Origin of the sequence: Hyphomicrobium album, assembly GCF_009708035.1 — a bacterium.
Classification (GTDB): Bacteria; Pseudomonadota; Alphaproteobacteria; order Rhizobiales; family Hyphomicrobiaceae; genus Hyphomicrobium_A; species Hyphomicrobium_A album.
In genome coordinates this window covers 2062942-2081638 of sequence record NZ_WMBQ01000001.1, presented here as the reverse complement: position 1 = coordinate 2081638, position 18697 = coordinate 2062942, and the positions used below count along the sequence as shown (strand labels likewise).

Annotated in this window: 10 protein-coding genes and 1 pseudogene; 5 read left to right on the top strand and 6 right to left on the bottom strand. The window is 64.9% G+C overall.

Annotated elements, in window-relative coordinates:
* The first annotated feature begins 58 nt into the window (after positions 1–58).
* Positions 59–1027, top strand: a complete 969-nt coding sequence (locus GIW81_RS09875) for a GNAT family N-acetyltransferase (protein WP_154739033.1) — start codon at positions 59–61, stop codon at positions 1025–1027.
* A gap of 9 nt (positions 1028–1036) precedes the next feature.
* On the opposite strand, the gene GIW81_RS09870 is transcribed toward GIW81_RS09875, so the two are convergent.
* The 3 genes from GIW81_RS09870 to GIW81_RS09860 form a co-directional block, all read right to left on the bottom strand.
* The gene (locus tag GIW81_RS09870; protein WP_154739032.1) at positions 1037–2935 is read right to left on the bottom strand and encodes a putative bifunctional diguanylate cyclase/phosphodiesterase; all 1899 of its coding nucleotides are present in this window, start codon (positions 2933–2935) and stop codon (positions 1037–1039) included.
* Positions 2936–3081: 146 nt separating this feature from the next.
* Positions 3082–4302: an OmpP1/FadL family transporter gene (locus tag GIW81_RS09865; RefSeq protein WP_195930497.1), complete on the bottom strand. Its 1221-nt coding sequence runs from the start codon at positions 4300–4302 to the stop codon at positions 3082–3084.
* A gap of 174 nt (positions 4303–4476) precedes the next feature.
* On the bottom strand, positions 4477–5448 hold the full coding sequence (locus tag GIW81_RS09860; RefSeq protein ID WP_154739030.1) for a response regulator: 972 nt from the start codon (positions 5446–5448) through the stop codon (positions 4477–4479).
* A gap of 98 nt (positions 5449–5546) precedes the next feature.
* Between GIW81_RS09860 and GIW81_RS19360 the strand changes: the two are divergent.
* Positions 5547–6806: pseudogene (locus GIW81_RS19360) on the top strand (sensor histidine kinase); the annotation flags it as partial.
* On the opposite strand, the gene cqsA reads toward GIW81_RS19360, so the two are convergent.
* Both cqsA and GIW81_RS09845 read right to left on the bottom strand, forming a co-directional pair.
* Positions 6771–8213 (bottom strand): alpha-hydroxyketone-type quorum-sensing autoinducer synthase, encoded by a 1443-nt coding sequence (cqsA, locus tag GIW81_RS09850; protein WP_324614958.1) that lies wholly within the window; start codon positions 8211–8213, stop codon positions 6771–6773. The pseudogene GIW81_RS19360 and the gene cqsA sit on opposite strands and share 36 nt — an antisense overlap.
* A 326-nt stretch (positions 8214–8539) precedes the next feature.
* A complete protein-coding gene (locus GIW81_RS09845; protein ID WP_154739028.1) occupies positions 8540–9196 on the bottom strand; it encodes a glutathione S-transferase family protein in 657 nt (218 codons plus the stop codon).
* Between the two features lie 158 nt (positions 9197–9354).
* Between GIW81_RS09845 and GIW81_RS09840 the strand changes: the two genes are divergently transcribed.
* On the top strand, positions 9355–10569 hold the full coding sequence (locus tag GIW81_RS09840) for a polyhydroxyalkanoate depolymerase (RefSeq protein WP_154739027.1): 1215 nt from the start codon (positions 9355–9357) through the stop codon (positions 10567–10569).
* A gap of 3 nt (positions 10570–10572) precedes the next feature.
* On the opposite strand, the gene GIW81_RS09835 is transcribed toward GIW81_RS09840, so the two are convergent.
* On the bottom strand, positions 10573–12861 hold the full coding sequence (locus GIW81_RS09835) for an NADP-dependent malic enzyme (RefSeq protein WP_154739026.1): 2289 nt from the start codon (positions 12859–12861) through the stop codon (positions 10573–10575).
* A 171-nt stretch (positions 12862–13032) separates the two neighbouring features.
* On the opposite strand from GIW81_RS09835, the gene mutS reads away from it, so the two are divergent.
* Complete coding sequence (gene mutS, locus GIW81_RS09830) at positions 13033–15858, top strand: DNA mismatch repair protein MutS (RefSeq protein ID WP_154739025.1); 2826 nt, start codon at positions 13033–13035, stop codon at positions 15856–15858.
* Between the two features lie 61 nt (positions 15859–15919).
* On the top strand, positions 15920–18697 hold the full coding sequence (locus tag GIW81_RS09825) for a [protein-PII] uridylyltransferase (protein ID WP_154739024.1): 2778 nt from the start codon (positions 15920–15922) through the stop codon (positions 18695–18697).

The window sequence follows — 18697 nt, the reverse complement described above, 5'->3', positions numbered from 1 at the left end:
TCAAGGCGAGCCGCGGGCGCCGTATGATGGCGGACAGGGTAGGGGAGAGGCTGAGCAAATGAGATATGCCGCGCGGCGCATGGCCAGCCGATTGGCTCGCAGTCCCAAGTTGCAGTCGGTCCCCGGTGGTCTTCTGGCGCTTCGCACTCTGAGCGACGCGAGCGGCGATGTTTTCCCGCTGCGCAAGCCGGACAAAGTCTACGGCAAGATCGGCAATCTCGAGGTACGTCTGACGCGGCGCTGGCGCGACATCAAGCGCGCTCAGCGTTTGCGCTACCAAGTCTTCTACGAAGAGATGTCAGCCGTGCCGTCGCTGCGGGCCGAGTTGCGCCGTCGCGACGAGGATCCCTACGACGCCGTCTGCGACCATCTCCTCGTCGTCGACGAGGCGGCAGTTCCGGCCAGTGAGCCCTGGGGCGGCCTGCGCCGGCAGAAAGTAGTTGGCACTTATCGCGTGCTGCGTCAGGAGGTGGCCGAGCGCACACTCGGCTTCTATACGCAGAGCGAATACGACATCGCGCCGCTTGTCGCTGCGAGGTCTCGCTACAACTTCATGGAGTTGGGTCGCTCCTGCGTGCTCGAACCCTACCGCAACAAGCGCACCGTCGAGCTGCTTTGGCACGGGCTGTGGACCTACGTGCGCGAGCACAAAGTCGACGTCATGATCGGCTGCGCCAGCCTCCCCGGCACCGATCCTGACCAGCACGCGATGGCGCTGAGCTTCCTGCATCACAATGCATTGGCGCCTATCGAGTGGCGCTGCCGGGCTCACAGCAATCTGCATGTCAGCATGGACCGTCTGCCACGCGAGAAAGTGGATGCGAAAGCCGCGCTAAAGACGCTGCCGCCGCTGATCAAAGGGTATCTGCGGCTCGGCGCCTTCGTGGGCGATGGCGCGGTCATCGACCGGCAGTTCGGCACGACCGACGTGCTGATCATCCTGCCGGTGGAAAAGATCGATCCGCGCTACTTCGAGCACTTCGGGACGCCCAACGAAGTGAAAAGCCGCGTTGCCGTCGACGCCTAGACGCGGAGGCTAGGCGGGGGGCGCCTTGCCCTTGCCCGCCTTGTCCTCGGCGATCGCGGTATCGAGCGCCGCCAGGCGTAGCGCGCACTGCTTGACTGCGCGCTTGATGCCGCTCGCGCGCACCGGCGGGCTGAAATAGAAGCCCTGCGCCTCGGTATAGCCCGCATTGCGCACAGCGAGGAGGCTGGCGGCCGTCTCTACGCCTTCGGCAACCGAGCGCATGTTGAGTTCGCGCGCGAGATCGGCCACCGACTTGACGATCGCGACGCAGTCGTGGTGCTCGGGAATGTCGCGCACGAAGCTGCGGTCGATCTTGATCTTCCGGAACGGGAAGCTGCGGAGATAGTTGAGGGTGGCGAAGCAGCTTCCGAAGTCATCGAGAGTGATTAGGACACCGAGATCGTGCAGCTTGCGCAGCACCTCCTGCGTCCGCGCTTGGTCTCGCATGAGGACGGTCTCGGTGATTTCCAGCTGCAGCCGTTCCGGCTCCAGTCCCGTCTCGTGCAGCGCTTCGGTCACAATCTCGAACATGTCGCAGCATTCGATCTGCACGGCCGAAAGGTTCACCGCGACCTTGGTCGAGTCCGGCCAGTCCTTGGCGTCGGTGCAGGCCTGCTTCAGCGCCCAGGTGCCCATCGGCACGATCAGGCGTGTCTCCTCGGCGATCGGAATGAACTCCGAAGGCGGGATCATGCCGCGACTCGGGTGCTTCCAGCGCATCAGCGCCTCGAAGCTCGAAACCCTGCCTTCGCGCAGGTCGACGATCGGCTGATAGTGCAGCGCCAGCTCGGATCGCTCCACGGCCTTCTTCAGCTCGGCGCGCAGCGGGTTCTGTGTTGCGGACGCCGAGTCGACCGTGCCGGGCGAATAGACGGCATGCACGCCGCGTCCTGCCGACTTGGCGCGATAGAGGGCCATGTCGGCGCAGGCAAAAAGCTGCTCCGGCGTCTGCCCGTGATGCGGAGCGAGTGCGACGCCGATGCTCGCCTCGGTGTGCAGAGAATGGCCATAGACCTCGTGCGGCCGGCGGATGTTTTGCAGGACCCGGCGCGCGAGGTTGGCCGCCAGCTCCTCGCGATCGACGCCCACCTGCAAAATAGCGAACTCGTCGCCGCCGAGCCGCCCGACGACGTCGCCGGCACGCAGCGAGTTCTTCAATCGAGCGGCGACGCTCTTCAGCAATCCGTCGCCCACGAGATGGCCGAGCCGATCGTTAGTTTCCTTGAAGTGGTCGAGGTCGATCCACAGCAATGCGAAGCCCTGCCGCGGATCGTAGGTCTCAAACTGATGCTCGAGCCGCTCGCGGAAGTGAAAGCGGTTGGGAATTTCGGTGAGGGTATCGTGGTGCGCCAGCCATTCGATCTTTTCGTCGGCCTGGCGCTGCGCGGTGATGTCCTCCTGCATGTCGACCCAGCCGCCGCCGGCGAGCGGCTCGTAGGTGACGCGGATGATGCGCCCGTCGGGTAGGCTTTGAATTTGCTCCAAATGCCCGCCCTGCTGCAGACGAGCGACCTGTTGCTTGATCCACTCTACTGGGGCGTCTCCGGCCGGCTCCTGTCCGGCGCTGCGGCTCATATGATATCGCACGATCTCGACGAGCGGCGTCCCCGCGCGCGTCAGCTCGGGCGGTAGCTCATAGACGTCGGCGTAGGCTTTGTTGCAGACGACCAGACGCTGCTCGCTGTCGAACATCGACAAGCCGCGGCCCATATGATTGAGGGCGGCTTCAAAGCAAGAGTTGAGCTGTTCGAGTTTCTCGTTGCGCTGGAGCACCGCATCAAGCTGCTGCTCGAGCGAAAACTGCAGGTCGGCGACCTCCTCGGTCGAGAAGGTCGCGGGATCCTCATCACGACGTGGGCTGTCTTGCCGCCGAGCGCCTCGGGCAAGCTTGAGCGCACTTTGACTCACGTGTGGCCTTCCTGTCGCCGCAGCAGTTAAGCAATTCTAGACCAGCGATGGTCTCTACATTCCTAATCCGTCCTGCGGCTGAATGGATGCCCATTGCCGAGAGTTGAGGGGCACGCAGCGAGTTTAGGATCGTCGGCGCGTCGGTTTCATTGCGCATCGTCGTAGAAGTACTTAACGCCGAGTGTAATCTCGTACTGTTCTGACGAGACCGCGACGCCGTGCCCGGGGCCCGGAATGATCTCGACGCCGATGACAGTGGCTTCCGGCGCATACATCCCCGCGAACTCGAACGACCAGTCCTTGTCATAGCGCCACTCGCCGCCCACCGTCAGGTGATGCTGCGTTGTCGCAGGTGCGAGAATGTCGAGCTGCACATCGCGTGAGCCGAACAGGGGTGTGTTGTAGGCATAGCCAGCGCGCAGCGCCACGTCGGGGCGATACCACCATTCCGCACCGAGCTTCACCGCATTGACGTCGCGCCACCCGAAAGCCGGTCCGTTGGCGGCGCCGAAGGGGGCGGTCAGCATGTTGGTCGCCGGATTGGCGACGCACGGTACCGAACCATAGGCGATGTGTTGATAGTCGAGCATGAGCGTCAGATTGGCCAGCACGTCGTAGGCGATGCCGGCTTGTCCGTAGGCGGGCACATCGCAATCGCCGTGGTCGGCGAGGAGATCTGCGTACTTCTCGAACGAGCCCATGTAGGTGCGTGACGCGATCGCGGCGCCGAAGCGCAGATGTCGGGCGATGTGCCAGTCGACGCCACCGCTGATGCCATAACCCCATTCCGCGTCGATGCTGTTCGACACGGGGGCGAACAACGACAAGCCTTTCGCGCGGAATTGCTGGCGGGCGAGTGTCGGGCCGATGCCGACGGCGAAGTCCGGTGTGATGTTCTTGGCCAGCGACAGCGTGAGAAACGTCTGCTGCAGGTCGACGCCCGCAGCGCCGCCGCAATACATGCCCGTGCCGCCATTGGCGCACGGAGACGCCGTACGATCGAAGTTGCGGTAGTTCGTGCCCGCGCCGTTGCCCCACACGGCGACGCCGACAACGTCGACATAGGGGTTGCCCGTGACGCGATAGGCGGCCGCGAGATTCGGGATGAAGAACTCGAGCGTGTTGCTCTCGTACTTGCCGATGGGTGTCAGGCCGAGAGTGCCCGATCCTTCCATCTCGCGGGTAGGGCTGAACAGGCCGAAGGCGAGGTCGAGCTCGTTGCCAGCGTGTACGAGGCCAGCCGGGTTGATGATGGCGATCGTGGCGTCGCGGCCGTCGGCGGCACCGGCACCGGCAAGTCCTTTGTGGCGCGCGCCATAGGCGTGCTGGAAGTATCCTTCCAGGGCACAGGCCGGTTGTGCGCTCAACACAAAACCCGTCAGCGCGGCAGCAATACCGCCTCGCCATGCCGACCGTGCAAGCATCGTTCCCCCGCGCGCGCCCGAATCACCTCAAGCAATTACGCAGAATCGGACGCTCGCCGAGGAGCACGAAGTTGCGGTCCGGCAGAGTTATTCCTGTTCAATAGTAGCGAATTTCGCTCAGGCCGTGCGACTCAGCGGTTCTTCAACCGTCTGGCCGTGGCGGATGACGCTGTAGCTCCATGCCCCCGATCCCGGCAGCAACTGTGCCGGCCAGATGAAGCGGGCCCAGTTCTTTTCGTAATCCGGATGGTAGAGGCCCTCTTGCGTCGGAAACCAAGCCTGTGCCTTGCGTGTGCGCAGCAGCTGAACCATGTCGGCGGGCGCCTGCTGGGTCTCCGCTGCCTCGCACTGGTTGTTCACCCGCTCGCCGTCCGAGACCAAGAGGAACGACTCGTTGCCGTCAGCGTCGCGCATCATCACGCCGGGTGGCCCCGCGCATACGTAGTGCTCGACGATACTGTTTTTCTCCATGACCTCCTTGAGGAGCGCGACGAAGCTCGGGTCGGAGAAGAAGCAAGGCCGCTGCAGGGCCAACGCGCTGGCGATGGGCGCCGAGATGTCGGCGAAGTACTCCTCCTGGAGGCGTTTGATCTCGCGGCGTAGGGCAACCGTGACGCCAGAGTCCTGCTTCTGCAGGAAGCAATCGATGACGCCCTCGTTGAAGGCCGAGATCGCGGTCTCCAGACCGGCCTTGCCGGTCAGCAGGATGGTTCTCACCGGCAAGTCGCGAATGGCGCGGCAGAACTCGACGCCCGTCATTTTCGGCATGTCATAATCGACGACGGCGACCGAGACGCGCTGCTGGCGCGCTCTGTCCTCGATCACCGAGCGCAACTCCGAAAGCTGTAGGCGCAGAAGGCGGTCGCCGAATCGCGTCTCAGATCCCAGGTCCATGTCCGAGACGTCTTTGAAGTAACGGGCAAAATTCGGATGCTGCGTCGACTGGGCGCGCAGATGCTCGAGGGCGGCGTCGGGACGAGTAAACGTTTGACACGACACTTCCTCGCTAAACTGAAAATCCAGGCTTTCTAGAAAAAGCGGATCATCATCGAGAACGAGGATCGAAGTCGGGTGGTAGAACGGCGTCATGGAAGCTTAAGCCCTAGCCGGGTGAATGCACTTTCCGTAAGGACCTTTCGTACTACGGTTTCGTATCGGATCCGGTACGGCGACGGTTAAAAGTTTAAATGTTTCAATTGTCAGAACGACTTTCGCTAAAGTCTGGTGCGAGAGGCATCGGCGGCCTTAACGAGCCGAAGCCGCGGCCGTCCATTTTGACGCGTCTGATTCACGATCTTTCCCGCCGATACGTCGAGTATCACGCGCACGCTCAGCGCAAGATTCAAGCCGCGGCGATCATCGGCGTCATCGGCTTTCCGGTTTTCTACTTGGTGTGGACGTACGTCCTACCTCAGCCGTACGAAAGCATGTGGCTGCGTGGCATTGGCACTGGCCTCTGCCTCGCCTTGGCCCTGACCCAGTGGTGGCCGTACGCCTGGCGGGCCTACACCGTGCCGTTCTCGTACTTCACCTTCCTCTACTGCCTGCCGTTCTTCTTCACGCTGATGCTGCTCCTGAACGACAGCAACGCGTGGGAGATGTCGACACTCGCGGCATTGATTTACGTCGTCCTGCTCTATGACCTCGTCAACGCGATCGTCGTGCTGATCTTGGGTTCCGTCGCGGCGCTCGTTGCCTACCTCATGGTGACCGGGGGCGCCCCAATCCCGGCGGGCTACTGGATGACGTTGCCGATCCTGATCTTCGCACTGACCGGCTTCCTCGGCCTTGCCTACAGCGACAACCTCATCGCGCGGGAGAAGCTCAAGGCGGCGGCGTCGCTGGCGAGCCAGGTTGCTCACGAATGCCGTACTCCGCTCACCGGTATTCGGTTCGAGGCAGACGGCTGCGAGCGTCTCTTGGCACGCCTGCCGGACTCGCCAATTCGCGACAAGCTGACCGCCTCGCACCGGCGCGTGCGTCAGCACATCACCGCGGCAAACTCAGTCATCGATCTATTGCTCACCAACGTGGCGCAGCATCACCGCGGCGCCCCGACCGCCGAACTGCACAGCATGAGCAAGATCGTCTCGCTGGCGCTGGAGCGGTACAGCTTCAAACCCAACCAGCGCGACCTCGTGCGCACCAGTCTCGAGGAGGACTTCGAGTTCCGCGGGTCGGATCTTCTGATGACCCACGTGCTGTTCAACCTGTTGAAGAACGGCCTGCGGGCAATCGAGGCGCGCGACGGCGACGAGAATCATCTGTCGATCGAGCTTCGGCGCGGCGGCCACGCCAACACGATCGTCATCTCCGATACGGGCGACGGCATTCCGCCGGAAATCTTGAACTACGTGTTCATCCCCTTCGTGTCGGCCCAGCGTCCGGGTGTCGGCACCGGTCTCGGCTTGTCATTTTGCCGGATGATTGTCGAGGGGGCCGGAGGCACGATCTCGTGTCGTTCCAAGGTCAACGTCGGAACCTCCTTCACGATTGAGCTTCCGGTTGTTCAGCCAGCTATTGAGAACGCGGCTGCGGCCTAGGCGAGAGGCTGCCGCTTTCTCGCGCTGCTTGGTCGCTTGTACCGTGCCCGCACCGCCCGCGAACTTGCGCTTCGTGGAGCGCCACTCGGCCATCCCCACTTCCTCGCGGATCTCGCCGCAAACCTCGATGATGCGATCGAGCTCGTGCCGGCTCAGTCCGCAGTTCACCGTGAAGCGGATGATGCACCGCTTGTCCGGTGTCGCCGGCGGAAAGAAGATCGCGCCGAAGACTCCGCGCTTCTCGAGCGCATCACGCAAGACGGTCGTCTGGCGGATGTCGCCCGGCTCGAGGGCGATGATCTGCGTCTTCGACGCCGCCACGTTGTAGCCGAGCGCGTCGAGCCCCTGGCGGAGGTACGTGTGGTTGGCATGCAGCTTGTCGCGGCGCCAATCCTCGCGCTGCAAGATGTCGAGCACGGCATCGAATCCAGCAACCTCGTGCTGCATCACGGAGGTGCTGAAGATCGTCGGCAGGGACTCGTAGCGGAAGTATTCGATGTTGCGGCGCGATGACACCACGAGGCCGCCACGGCTCGCGACGGCCTTGGAAAGTCCTACCGTCCGGAAGTGAACGCGCTCAGCGAGGCCAGCAGCGACGACGAGACCGGCTCCGCCGGGTCCCTGGGCACCGAAAGAGTGCGTTTCGTCGACCACGAGGGCGCCGCCGTGGCGCTCGCAAACCTCGACGAACTCCTTGAGCGGTGCGAGGTCTCCGTCGGTGCTGTACAGGGCATCGACGCAGACGAGGCCGGGGCCGTTCTGCGCCAGCATGCGATCGAGCGATTGCGGGTCGTTGTGGCGGAACAATACGGGCCGCGCGCCGGCGCTCACCACGCCTTCGTGCAGCGAGATGTGCGCCTTCATGTCGAGATAGACGGGGGCGCCCCGGGTCGCGAACGACTGGATGAGGCCGACGTTCGCCGTATAGCCCGACGCGCAAACGACGCAGTCCTCGGCGCGCATCAGCTGGGCGACGCGCTGCTCGAACTCGCAAATGACATCGCGCTCGTGATGCACCCAAACGCGGGAGACGGCATCGCCATGACCGCCGGTGCGCAGCGCGGCGATCTCGCTTTCGATGACGTGGGGATGGTCGGCAAGACAAAGATAGTCGTTGCTGCGGACCTTGATGTCGCCAGGACGCGGTGTCCGGCCCTGCAGGGGATGGCACCCCTGCCAAAGGTCGACTTTCCGGCGAACGTGGTAATCGTCAACGCGAGCACGGAGGAATTCCGGCTCCCGCGGGATTACCGGCCCAGCGAGCTCTTTTGGCCGTAAAGCAGGCCGCTTATTTGTGACGCGAAACAGCACTCAAGACCCCCACTGGTAATGGGACCTTAATTAAGGAAAAGAAAAGGTTAATTCAACCCCAATTCAGCTAACCGATAGCGGAATGGCTTGCATTTGCACCTTAGCCGCTAAATCGCTCGGAAGTGGGGCTGGCGTTAAGAAACCATTAACGTTTGCCACGACGCAATTTGTGATCGCGTCGCTGCGGCGAAAAGCATCAATGGGGCACGGGGGAAGAATTCCGGCCGAAATTGCCGAACGTTTTGCAATTTATTAATGCCAGTAAATTCAGTGGCTTGTTGAGGCTGCCTGTTGCGGAATGTGAGAAATGCAAGCCGCTTTAGGGCTCAAAACTCAACATCGAGTTCCTCGAGCTCGTCAGGCTCCAGTCGCGCCGCCTCGGTCCATTCGATCATCGCCGGCCAATCTGAAATTGTCCTGCAATATCCGGCACAATCGCTATCTAGCTTCACATCGTATGTTAGGAAACGCGTGCACACCGGCGCATACATCGCGTCGGCCATGGTGGGCGCGCCCCCGAAGAGATACGGACCGCCATAGGTGTCGAGGCATTCGCGCCAAATCGCGCAGACGCGCTCGATGTCGCCGCGGGCGCCTGACCACACGGAATAACCCTCGTGCTGGGCCTTGAGGTTCATCGGCAGCGCCGAGCGGAGATTGTGGAAGCCCGAGTGCATTTCGCCCGATACGGCCCGGCAGTGCGCCCGCGCGGCGGCGTCCGTGGGCAGCAGGCCCGCCTCGGGGCTGAGCTCGGCCAAGTATTCGGCGATGGCCAGGGTGTCCCAGACCTTGATCCCCTCGTGCACGAGGCAGGGGACCAGAAACGACGGCGACAGCAGCAACAGCTCGGCGCGGGTCGACGGGTCGTCTGCCGACATCACCTCCTCGTGGAACTCGAGCCCCGCCATCTTGCAGAGCAGCCAGCCGCGTAGCGACCACGACGAGTAGTTCTTGCTGCTGATGGTGAGCACCGCTGTTGCCATTGTGCCTATCCTTTAATCACGGCCCGGCGGGGGCTTCATCACGCATGTTGCAAAAAAGCTCTCGCACCGGGACCCAGATTGCACTAGCGTTTGTGCGCCGCACAATAGGCAATCGCAAGATTCAGCCGCGTTGTGGCCCCTCCGCCGAATGAGACGAGATGCTCTACCTCGCCTATCAAGCCCACGCCGACCTGGTTGAGCCGGCCAAGACGCTCGCGCGCTCATCGCTCGCCATGCTCGGCACCTGGGGTAGCCAGGTGAACGTGCCGATCGTCCGCAATTTGTCGGCCGCCTACGAGCTGATCGCCCGCGCCGGGCTGACCCACGCCAGGCCGGAATACGCCATTCCGGCCGTTACGGTCGGCAATCGCGAGGTCGAGGTCACCGAGGAGCCGGTGCTCGCGCTGCCCTTCGGCACGCTCCTCCGCTTCAAGAAGGACATCGACCTCGAGCAGCCGCGCGTCCTCGTCGTGGCGCCGTTGTCGGGCCACTTCGCGACGCTGTTGCGCAACACGGTGCGCACGCTACTTCCGGATCATGACGTCTACATCACCGATTGGCACAACGCGCGCGACGTGAGCGCCGACGCCGGCCAGTTCGGCTTCGACGACTACATCGCCTACGTCATCCGCTTCCTCGAAGCGTTAGGCCCCGGCGCGCACCTCGTCGCCGTTTGCCAGCCCTGCGTACAGGCACTCGCCGCCGTGGCAGTGATGGCGGCCGATGGCAACGCCGCGCAGCCCGCCAGCATGACGCTGATGGCCGGCCCTATCGACACGCGCGTCAACCCGACCAAAGTGAACAAGCTGGCGACGGGCAAGCCGATGAGTTGGTTTGAGCGCAACCTCATCGCCCGCGTCCCGTGGAAATATCCGGGCGCCGGGCGCCGCGTCTATCCGGGCTTCGTGCAGCTCACCGCCTTCGTGTCGATGAACATCAATCGGCACTACAACGCGCACCAGGAACTCTACGAGCACCTGCGCAACGGCGAGCACGAGAAGGCGCAGGTCATCAAGACGTTCTACGACGAGTATTTCGCCGTGCTCGATCTCTCCGCCGAGTTCTATCTCGAGACGGTGCAGTGGGTGTTCCAGGAAGCGCGTCTGCCAAAGGGCGAGCTGACCTACCGGGGCGCGCCGGTCGATCTCAAGGCGATCCGCAAGACGGCGCTGCTGACGGTCGAAGGCGAGCGCGACGACATCTGCGCGCTGGGGCAGACGGCCTCCGCGCACGACCTCTGCACCAGCCTGCGCCCGCACATGAAGCGGCACCACATGCAGGCGGGTGTCGGGCACTACGGCGTGTTCAGCGGACGCAAGTGGGAAGGACAGATCTATCCGTTGGTGCGCAACATGATCCTTGCCAGCGACTGATCGCTAGCCGCGCCGGCCCGCATCGTAGGCGGCGATGGCGGCCATATTGACGATGTCGCTGTCCTTGGCGCCGAAGCCGCAGATCTGCACCGAGCGCGACAGGCCCACCAGGATCGGCCCGATGATCGTCGCGCCGCCGAGCTCCTTCAGCATCTTGGTGGAGATCGAGGCGGCGTGAAACGCCGGCATGACCAGTACGTTCGCAGTGTCCGACAGCCGGCAGAACGGATAGTGCCGCATCAGGTCGCGATTGAGGGCCACGTCCGCTGCCATGTCGCCGTCGTATTCGAAGTCGACCTGGCGCTCGTCCAGGATGGCGACGGCCTCATGCACCACGTCCGAGCGTTCTCCGCGCGGCTGCCCGAAGGTCGAGTAGGCGAGCAGCGCCACGCGCGGCTCGATGCCGAAGTTGCGCGCCGACCGAGCTGCTTCCGTGGCGATGTCGGCCAGCTCGGTCGACGTTGGCATGTCGTGCACGCTGGTGTCGGCGACGAGCACGGCGCGGCCACGCAGTAGCACCAGCGAGACGCCGATGACATTGCGGCCAGGCTCCGGGTCGAGCACGCGCTGTACGTCGTCGTAGACGCTCGTCCAGTTGCGCGTGACGCCGCTGACCAGCGCGTCCGCCATGCCGTGCGCCACCATTAGCGCACCCACTACGTTACGCTCGTTGGCGACGAGCCGCTGGCAGTCGCGCTTCAGGTAGCCGCGCCGCTGCAGCCGCGCATAGAGGTAGGAGGAGAACTCCTCGATGTGCGCGTTCTTATGCGTGTCGATGATCTCGTACTCGGGGCGGATCACCATGCCGAGGGCACGGAATTGCTCGCGTACCACGTCGGCCGAGCCGATGAGGATCGGCACGCCGAAACCTTGGCTGAAATAGCTGTGTGCGGCGCGGATCACCGCCGGCTCTTCGCCCTCGGCGAAGACGGCGCGCTTGGGATCGGCGCGCACGGCGCTGAACGTCGACTGCAGCCAGCCCGCCAGCGGATCGAGGCGCCCCTCGAGCTTCGCCACGTAGGCGTCCATGTCGACGATCGGCTTGCGCGCGACGCCGGAATCCATCGCGGCCTTGGCCACTGCCGTCGGTATGTTGACGATGAGGCGCGGGTCGAACGGGGCCGGGATGATGTACTCCGGCCCGAACGTGGCGCGCCGGCCGTGGAACGCAGCGGCGACCTGGTCGGGTACTTCGGCGCGGGCGAGCTGGGCGAGCGCCTCGGCGGCAGCGACCTTCATTGCCTCGTTGATGGTCGAGGCTTGTACGTCGAGGGCGCCGCGGAAGATGAACGGGAAGCCCAATACGTTGTTGATCTGGTTGGGGTAGTCGGAACGGCCGGTGGCAACGATGGCATCGTCGCGCACCGCATAGACCTCCTCGGGCGTGATCTCCGGGTCGGGGTTGGCCATGGCGAAGATGATCGGCTTGGGCGCCATGGAGCGCACCATGTCCTGCGTGACGGCGCCCTTCACCGATAGGCCGAACAAGGCGTCGGCGCCCTTCAATGCCTCGGCAAGCGTGCGCGCCTTGGTCTTGGCGGCGAACGCCGACTTCCACTGGTTCATGCCTTCCTTGCGGCCCTGATAGACGACGCCCTTGGTGTCGCACAGGATGACGTTGGACTTCGGAATGCCCATCGATACCGCGAGCTCGAGACAGGCGATGCCAGCGGCCCCGGCGCCGTTGACCACCAGCTTACAGCTCTCGAGATCGCGGCCGGTCAACTCCAACGCGTTGATCAGGCCGGCGGCGGCGATGATCGCCGTGCCGTGCTGGTCGTCATGGAATACGGGGATGTCGAGCAGCTCTTTCAGCCGCTGCTCGATGATGAAGCAGTCGGGCGCGCGGATGTCTTCCAGGTTGATGCCGCCGAACGTCGGGCCGAGATAGCGAACGGCGTTGATGAACTGCTCGGTGTCCTCGGTGTCGACCAGCAGATCGATGGCGTCGATGTCGGCGAAGCGCTTGAACAGCGCGGCCTTGCCCTCCATGACCGGCTTGGCAGCGAGCGCGCCGAGATTGCCGAGACCTAAGATCGCGGTGCCGTTGGAGACAACGGCCACGAGGTTGCCCTTGCTCGTGTAGTCGTAGACGGTCGCCGGGTCGTTTGCGATCGCGTGCACGGGCACGGCGACCCCCGGCGAATAGGCGAGCGACAAATCGCGCTGGGTCGTCAGCGGCTTGGTCGGCGTGATCTCGAGCTTGCCAGGCTTGCCCTGCGCATGGAACTGCAGCGCTTCCTGTTCCGTGAACCGCGCTTGTGCGGCCTTCGAACTGCGCGGGGAGGTCATGGGCACTGTCCAGTTGAAAAACTGGTGGAAGATTAGGCTTGTGGCCGCGGCGAAACAATCGATTGGCGCCCGTGGCGGTGAACAACCCCTGAGGTGCGTTTGACCCGTGGGGGAGGGTCGCTATCGTGGCGGGCCGCTCAGGGCGGACGTTTGCAGCGGGGGAAGCCGCCGATGGCGGGCAAACAGACACGACGCAAGCTGGTGGAGCCGCTTGAGGACGCGCCGGAGGTTGCGGCGGCCGAGAAGCCGTGCGCGGAGGCGGCGTCATCTGCCGAGCCTCCGCCGGCGCCGTCCCCTGCGGCCGACGCGACTCCGTCGATGGCCCAGTTTCTGGAGATCAAGGCGGCAAACCCCGACTGCCTCCTCTGGTACCGGATGGGCGACTTCTACGAGCTGTTCTTTGAAGACGCGGTCGCCGCCTCGGCCACGCTCGGCATCGTGCTGACCAAGCGCGGCAAGCATCTCGGCCAGGACATCCCGATGTGCGGCGTGCCCATCCATCGCGCCGACGAATATCTGCACCGCCTGATCAAGGCCGGGCACCGGGTCGCCGTCGCCGAGCAGCTCGAAGACCCGGCTGAGGCGCGCAAGCGTGGCGCCAAGGCCGTCGTCAAGCGCGACGTCGTGCGCGTCGTCACGCCCGGCACGCTCACCGAGGACACGCTGCTCGACGCCAAGGCGCGCAACTATCTCACGGCGCTGTTCCGCGCCGGCGGGCAGGCGGAGGCTCCACTCGCGCTCGCCTCGATCGACATTTCTACCGGCGAGGTGGAGGTCGGCGAGGTCACGGGCGCCGATCTCTCGGGCGAGCTGGCGCGGTTGGCGCCGAGCGAGGTGATCGCCTCGGACATGATGCTCGCCGATGCGGAGCTGCGCGGTTGCGTGACGCGCGTCGGCGCCTCGACCACCCCGGTTCCCGGCGCCTATTTCGACAGCCTGGCGGGCGAAGCCGCGCTCAAGAAGCAATTGAAGGTGGCCGAGCTTGGCGGCTTCGGCAGTTTCACGCGGCCAGAGCTCGCGGCCCTCGGCGCGCTGATCAAGTATGTGGAGCTGACGCAGCTGGGGCGCATGCCGGCGATCAGGCCGCCGAAGCGCTCCGGCTCCAACGCCATCCTCCTCATCGACGCGGCGAGCCGGGCCAGCCTCGAGCTGGTGCGCTCGGTCGCCGGGGACAAGCAAGGCAGCCTGCTCGCCGCAATCGATCGAACCGTCACCGGTGCCGGCGCGCGCGAATTGGCGGCCCGGCTGTCGAGCCCGCTGCGCGACGTGGGCCGCATCAATGAGCGCCTCGACGCTGTAGGCTTTCTGGTCGACCAGGAGAATTTGCGCAGCGACTTGCGCGCGTCGCTCAAATCGGCGCCCGACATCGCCCGCGCCATCTCCCGTCTCGGCTTTGGCCGCGGCTCGCCGCGCGATCTGGCGGCGGTGCGCGAGGGGCTCTCCACAGCAGAACGCGGTGCAGCGCTGCTCGCCGGTGAAGGGGCCGGAATGGGGTTGCCGCTGGAGCTCGGACGCATCGCCGGGGAGCTTGCCTCGGCGAGTGGAAAGCTACGCGCCGACCTGGCGGCAGCGATCGTCGATGATCCTCCGCACCTGAAACGCGATGGCGGCTTCGTGCGGGAGGGATATCGCAGTGAGCTGGACGAGGCGCGGCGCCTGAAGGAGGACGGCCGCGGGTTCATGGCCGGGCTAGAGGCCAAGTACGTCGAGCGCACCGGGGTCAAGTCGCTGAAGGTGCGCCACAACAATATTCTCGGCTTCTACATCGAGGTGACGCAGGTCAATGCCAAGCCGCTGCTCGAGCCGCCGCTGGCGGACGAATTCCGCCATCGCCAGACGATGGCCAACGCGGTGCGCTTCTCGACCGCCGAGCTGATCGACATCGAAGGGCGCATCGCCTCGGCGACTGAGCGGGCATTGAGCCTGGAGCAGGAGATCTTCGCCGAATTGGCGAGCGCCATCGAGCGCGAGGCTGGTGCGTTGGGGCGGGTCGCCGCCGCCCTGGCTGATCTCGACGCGACGGCGTCTCTTGCGGAACTGGCGCGGGTCGAGGGATACGCGCGTCCGATGGTGGACGACAGCCAGGCGTTCGACATACGCGGCGGTCGGCATCCGGTGGTCGAGCAGGCGCTGAAAGCGGCGAGAGCCGGCGCCTTCATCGAGAACGATTGCGCGTTAGGAGCCGCTGGCGGTGCCGGCTCGGACGACGAGATCGCCGACAATCGCATCTGGCTCGTCACCGGGCCTAACATGGCAGGCAAGTCGACTTTCCTGCGTCAGAACGCGCTCATTGCCGTCCTCGCCCAGGTCGGCTCCTACGTTCCGGCGCGGGCGGCGACGATCGGCGCCCTTGATCGCCTGTTCAGCCGCGTCGGCGCCTCGGACGACCTGGCGCGCGGACGCTCGACCTTCATGGTGGAGATGGTCGAGACAGCTGCCATCCTCAACCAGGCGAGCGACCGCTCGCTCATCATCCTCGACGAGATCGGGCGCGGCACCGCAACCTTCGACGGTCTGTCCATTGCCTGGGCGACGGTCGAGTTCCTGCACGACGTTCTCAAGGCGCGAGCGCTGTTCGCCACCCACTATCACGAGCTGACGGCGCTGGCCCGGCGTCTGGGCGGCGTCGCCAACGTGACGATGGACGTGCGCGAATGGCAGGACGAGATCGTCTTCCTGCACAAGGTCAAGACCGGCGCTGCCGACCGCTCGTACGGCATCCAGGTCGCCAAGCTTGCCGGCCTGCCGGCCGAGGTCGTCGGGCGGGCGCGCGAGGTGCTCGCCCTGCTCGAGAAGACCGAAAGCCGCAAGAACGCCCGCAACGGCGGCCTCGACGAGCTGCCGCTATTTGCGGTAAGCCGGCCCGGACCCGCCGAACCCGCCGGCCCCTCGCCGATCGAGAACGCGGTCGACGAGTTGAAGCCTGACGAGCTCACCCCGCGCGCCGCGCTCGACGCCATCTATCGGCTGAAGGCGCTGCGTCAGGGCGGCGCATAAGCCGGTTTGGCAATTGGCCAGCCGCGGCTAAATTGTTGGAGACATCGCATCTACGTGCAGCATGGATAAAGCGATCCAACACACCGCGCCTTACTTCGACTCGCGCGCGCTCCGCGCCGAGCTGACGGCGAATTTCCGTGCCAATGGCGACGACGCCGCCAAGGCGCGGCCGGCGATGGTCGAGCGCCTCAAGGTGCTCGTCGCCGAGGCGCGCGCCGCGGCGCGCCTGGGGCTGCAGACCGACCACAGCGGTCGCCGTTGCGCCGCCGGGCTGTCGCACTTCCAGGACGAGCTGACGCGTGTCCTTTTCGACTACACCGTCGCGCACATCTACCGTGCGACCAATCCGTCCGACGCCGAGCGCATGGCCATCGTCGCCACCGGCGGCTACGGCCGTGGCCTGCTGGCGCCGGGCTCCGACATCGACCTGTTGTTCCTGCTTCCTTACAAGAAGACGGCGTGGGGCGAGAGCGTCGCCGAATACATGCTCTACATCCTCTGGGATCTGGGCTTCAAAGTCGGACACGCGACGCGCACCGTCGATCAGTGCGTCAAGATGAGCACGGACGTGACGGTGCGCACTGCGCTCCTCGACGCGCGCCTCATCCACGGTGACGGGCAGCTCTACGGCGAGTTCGAGGAGCGCTTCCATACCCACGTCGTCGCCGGTACGGCGCGTGCCTTCATCGACGCGAAGATGGCCGAGCACGATGCCCGGCACCGCGTGACGGGCGAGAGCCGCTACAAGGTCGAGCCCAACGTCAAGGACGGCAAGGGCGGCTTGCGCGACCTGCACACGCTGCATTGGCTGTCCAAGTACCTCTACGGGCAGGGCGTCGGCGCGGCGACGGTGGCGGCCGGTATCTTCCGTTCGGAGGAGGTGGCGACGTTCCGCCGGTGCGAGGATTTCCTCTGGACCATTCGCTGCTTTCTGCATTTCGCCAGCGGTCGCGCGGAAGAGGTGCTGACGTTCGACCTGCAGCCCTGGCTCGCCGCCCAGCTCGGCTACAACGACCGCGGCGGCCTGCTCGCCGTCGAGCGCTTCATGAAGCACTACTTCCTCATCGCCAAGGACGTCGGCGATCTGACGACGATCCTATGCTCGGCGCTGGAGATGCAGCAGCTCAAGGCGTCGCCGGGGATCAGCCGATATTTCCGGCCGCTCAGCTGGAAGCAGCGACGGCAGCTGCGCACGCGCACGGAATTCCGCATCGACAACGACCGGCTGAATGTCGCCGACCAGGACGTGTTCAAGCGCGATCCGGTGAACCTCATCCGCTTCTTCGCCGAAGCGCATCTTTCCAACTCGTTCCTGCATCCGGACGCGATCCGCCTGTTGCGCCAGTCGAAGCGGCTGATCGACGACGACCTGCGCAACAATCCGGAGGCCAACCGCATCTTCGTCGAGCTGCTCACCGGCGACACCAATCCGGAAATGTCGCTGCGGCGGATGAACGAGGCGGGCGTGCTCGGCCGCTTCGTGCCCGAGTTTGGGCGCGTCGTCGGCATGACGCAGTTCAACATGTACCACAGCTACACGGTCGACGAGCATCTGGTGCGCACCGTCGGCATGCTCACCGATATCGAGCGCGGCGGGGCGAGCAACGAGCTGCCGCTGTCGACCGAGATCATCAGCACCATCAGGAACCGGCGCGCTCTCTACGTCGCCGCGTTCCTGCACGACATCGGCAAGGGCCAAACCGAGGACCATTCGATCGTCGGTGCCCGCGTCGCGCGTGAGCTGTGCCCGCGCCTAGGGTTGACGCCGGCCGAGACGGAGACGACGGTCTGGCTCATCGAGCAGCATTTGACGATGAGCAACATTGCCCAGAGCCGCGATCTGTCCGATGCCAAGACCATCCGTGATTTCGCCGACGTCGTGCAGAGCCCGGAGCGGCTGAAGCTGCTGCTGCTGCTCACCGTCGCCGACATTCGCGCTGTCGGTCCCGGAGTGTGGAACGGTTGGAAGGGCCAGCTCCTGCGCACGCTGTACTACGAGACCGAGCCGCTGGTCGCCGGCGGCCACACGCAGGTGAAGCGCAGTCAGCGCACGGCGGCGGCGCAGGACCAGCTGCGCCTCGATCTTGCCGACTGGAAGCCGGCCGACATCGACAGCTATGTCGACCGGCACTATCCCGACTACTGGCTGCGCACCGACGCCGAGCGACGGGTCGAGCACGCCAAGCTGTTGCGCCGCGCGGAGCGCGATGGACTGCACGTTGCCACCGATACGCGCACGGATGCATTCACCGCCATCACCGAGCTGACGGTCGTGGCGCCGAACCACCCGCGCCTGCTGGCTTTGTTCGCCGGTGCCTGTGCTGCGACGGGCGCCAACATCGCCGGCGCCCACATCATGACGACGCGCGACGGCTACGCGCTCGACACCTTCCTGCTCAACCGTGCTTTCAAGGACGACGAGGACGAGCTGCGGCGCGGCAAGCGCATCGGCGAACTGATCGGGCGCCTGCTGCGCGGCGATGCGTGGCTCGATACGCTACTGGCCGAGCGTGGCCCCCCGCCACGCCGCGTCATGGCTTTCACGGTCGAGCCGGACGTGATCATCAACAACGCGCTGTCCGACCAGTTCACCGTCATCGAGGTGGCGGGACGCGACCGGCCCGGCCTGCTCTACGAGCTGACCAGCACGCTGTCCAACCTGCTGCTCGACATCACTTCGGCCCACATCACGACCTTCGGCGAGAAGGCCGTTGACGTGTTCTATGTCACCGACTTGACCGGCAAGAAGATCGACAGCGAGCCGCGGCAGGAGGCGATCCGCAAGCGCATTGTCGCCGTGCTCGAGGACAAGTTGGAGAAGACGGCGCCGCCGGCGTAG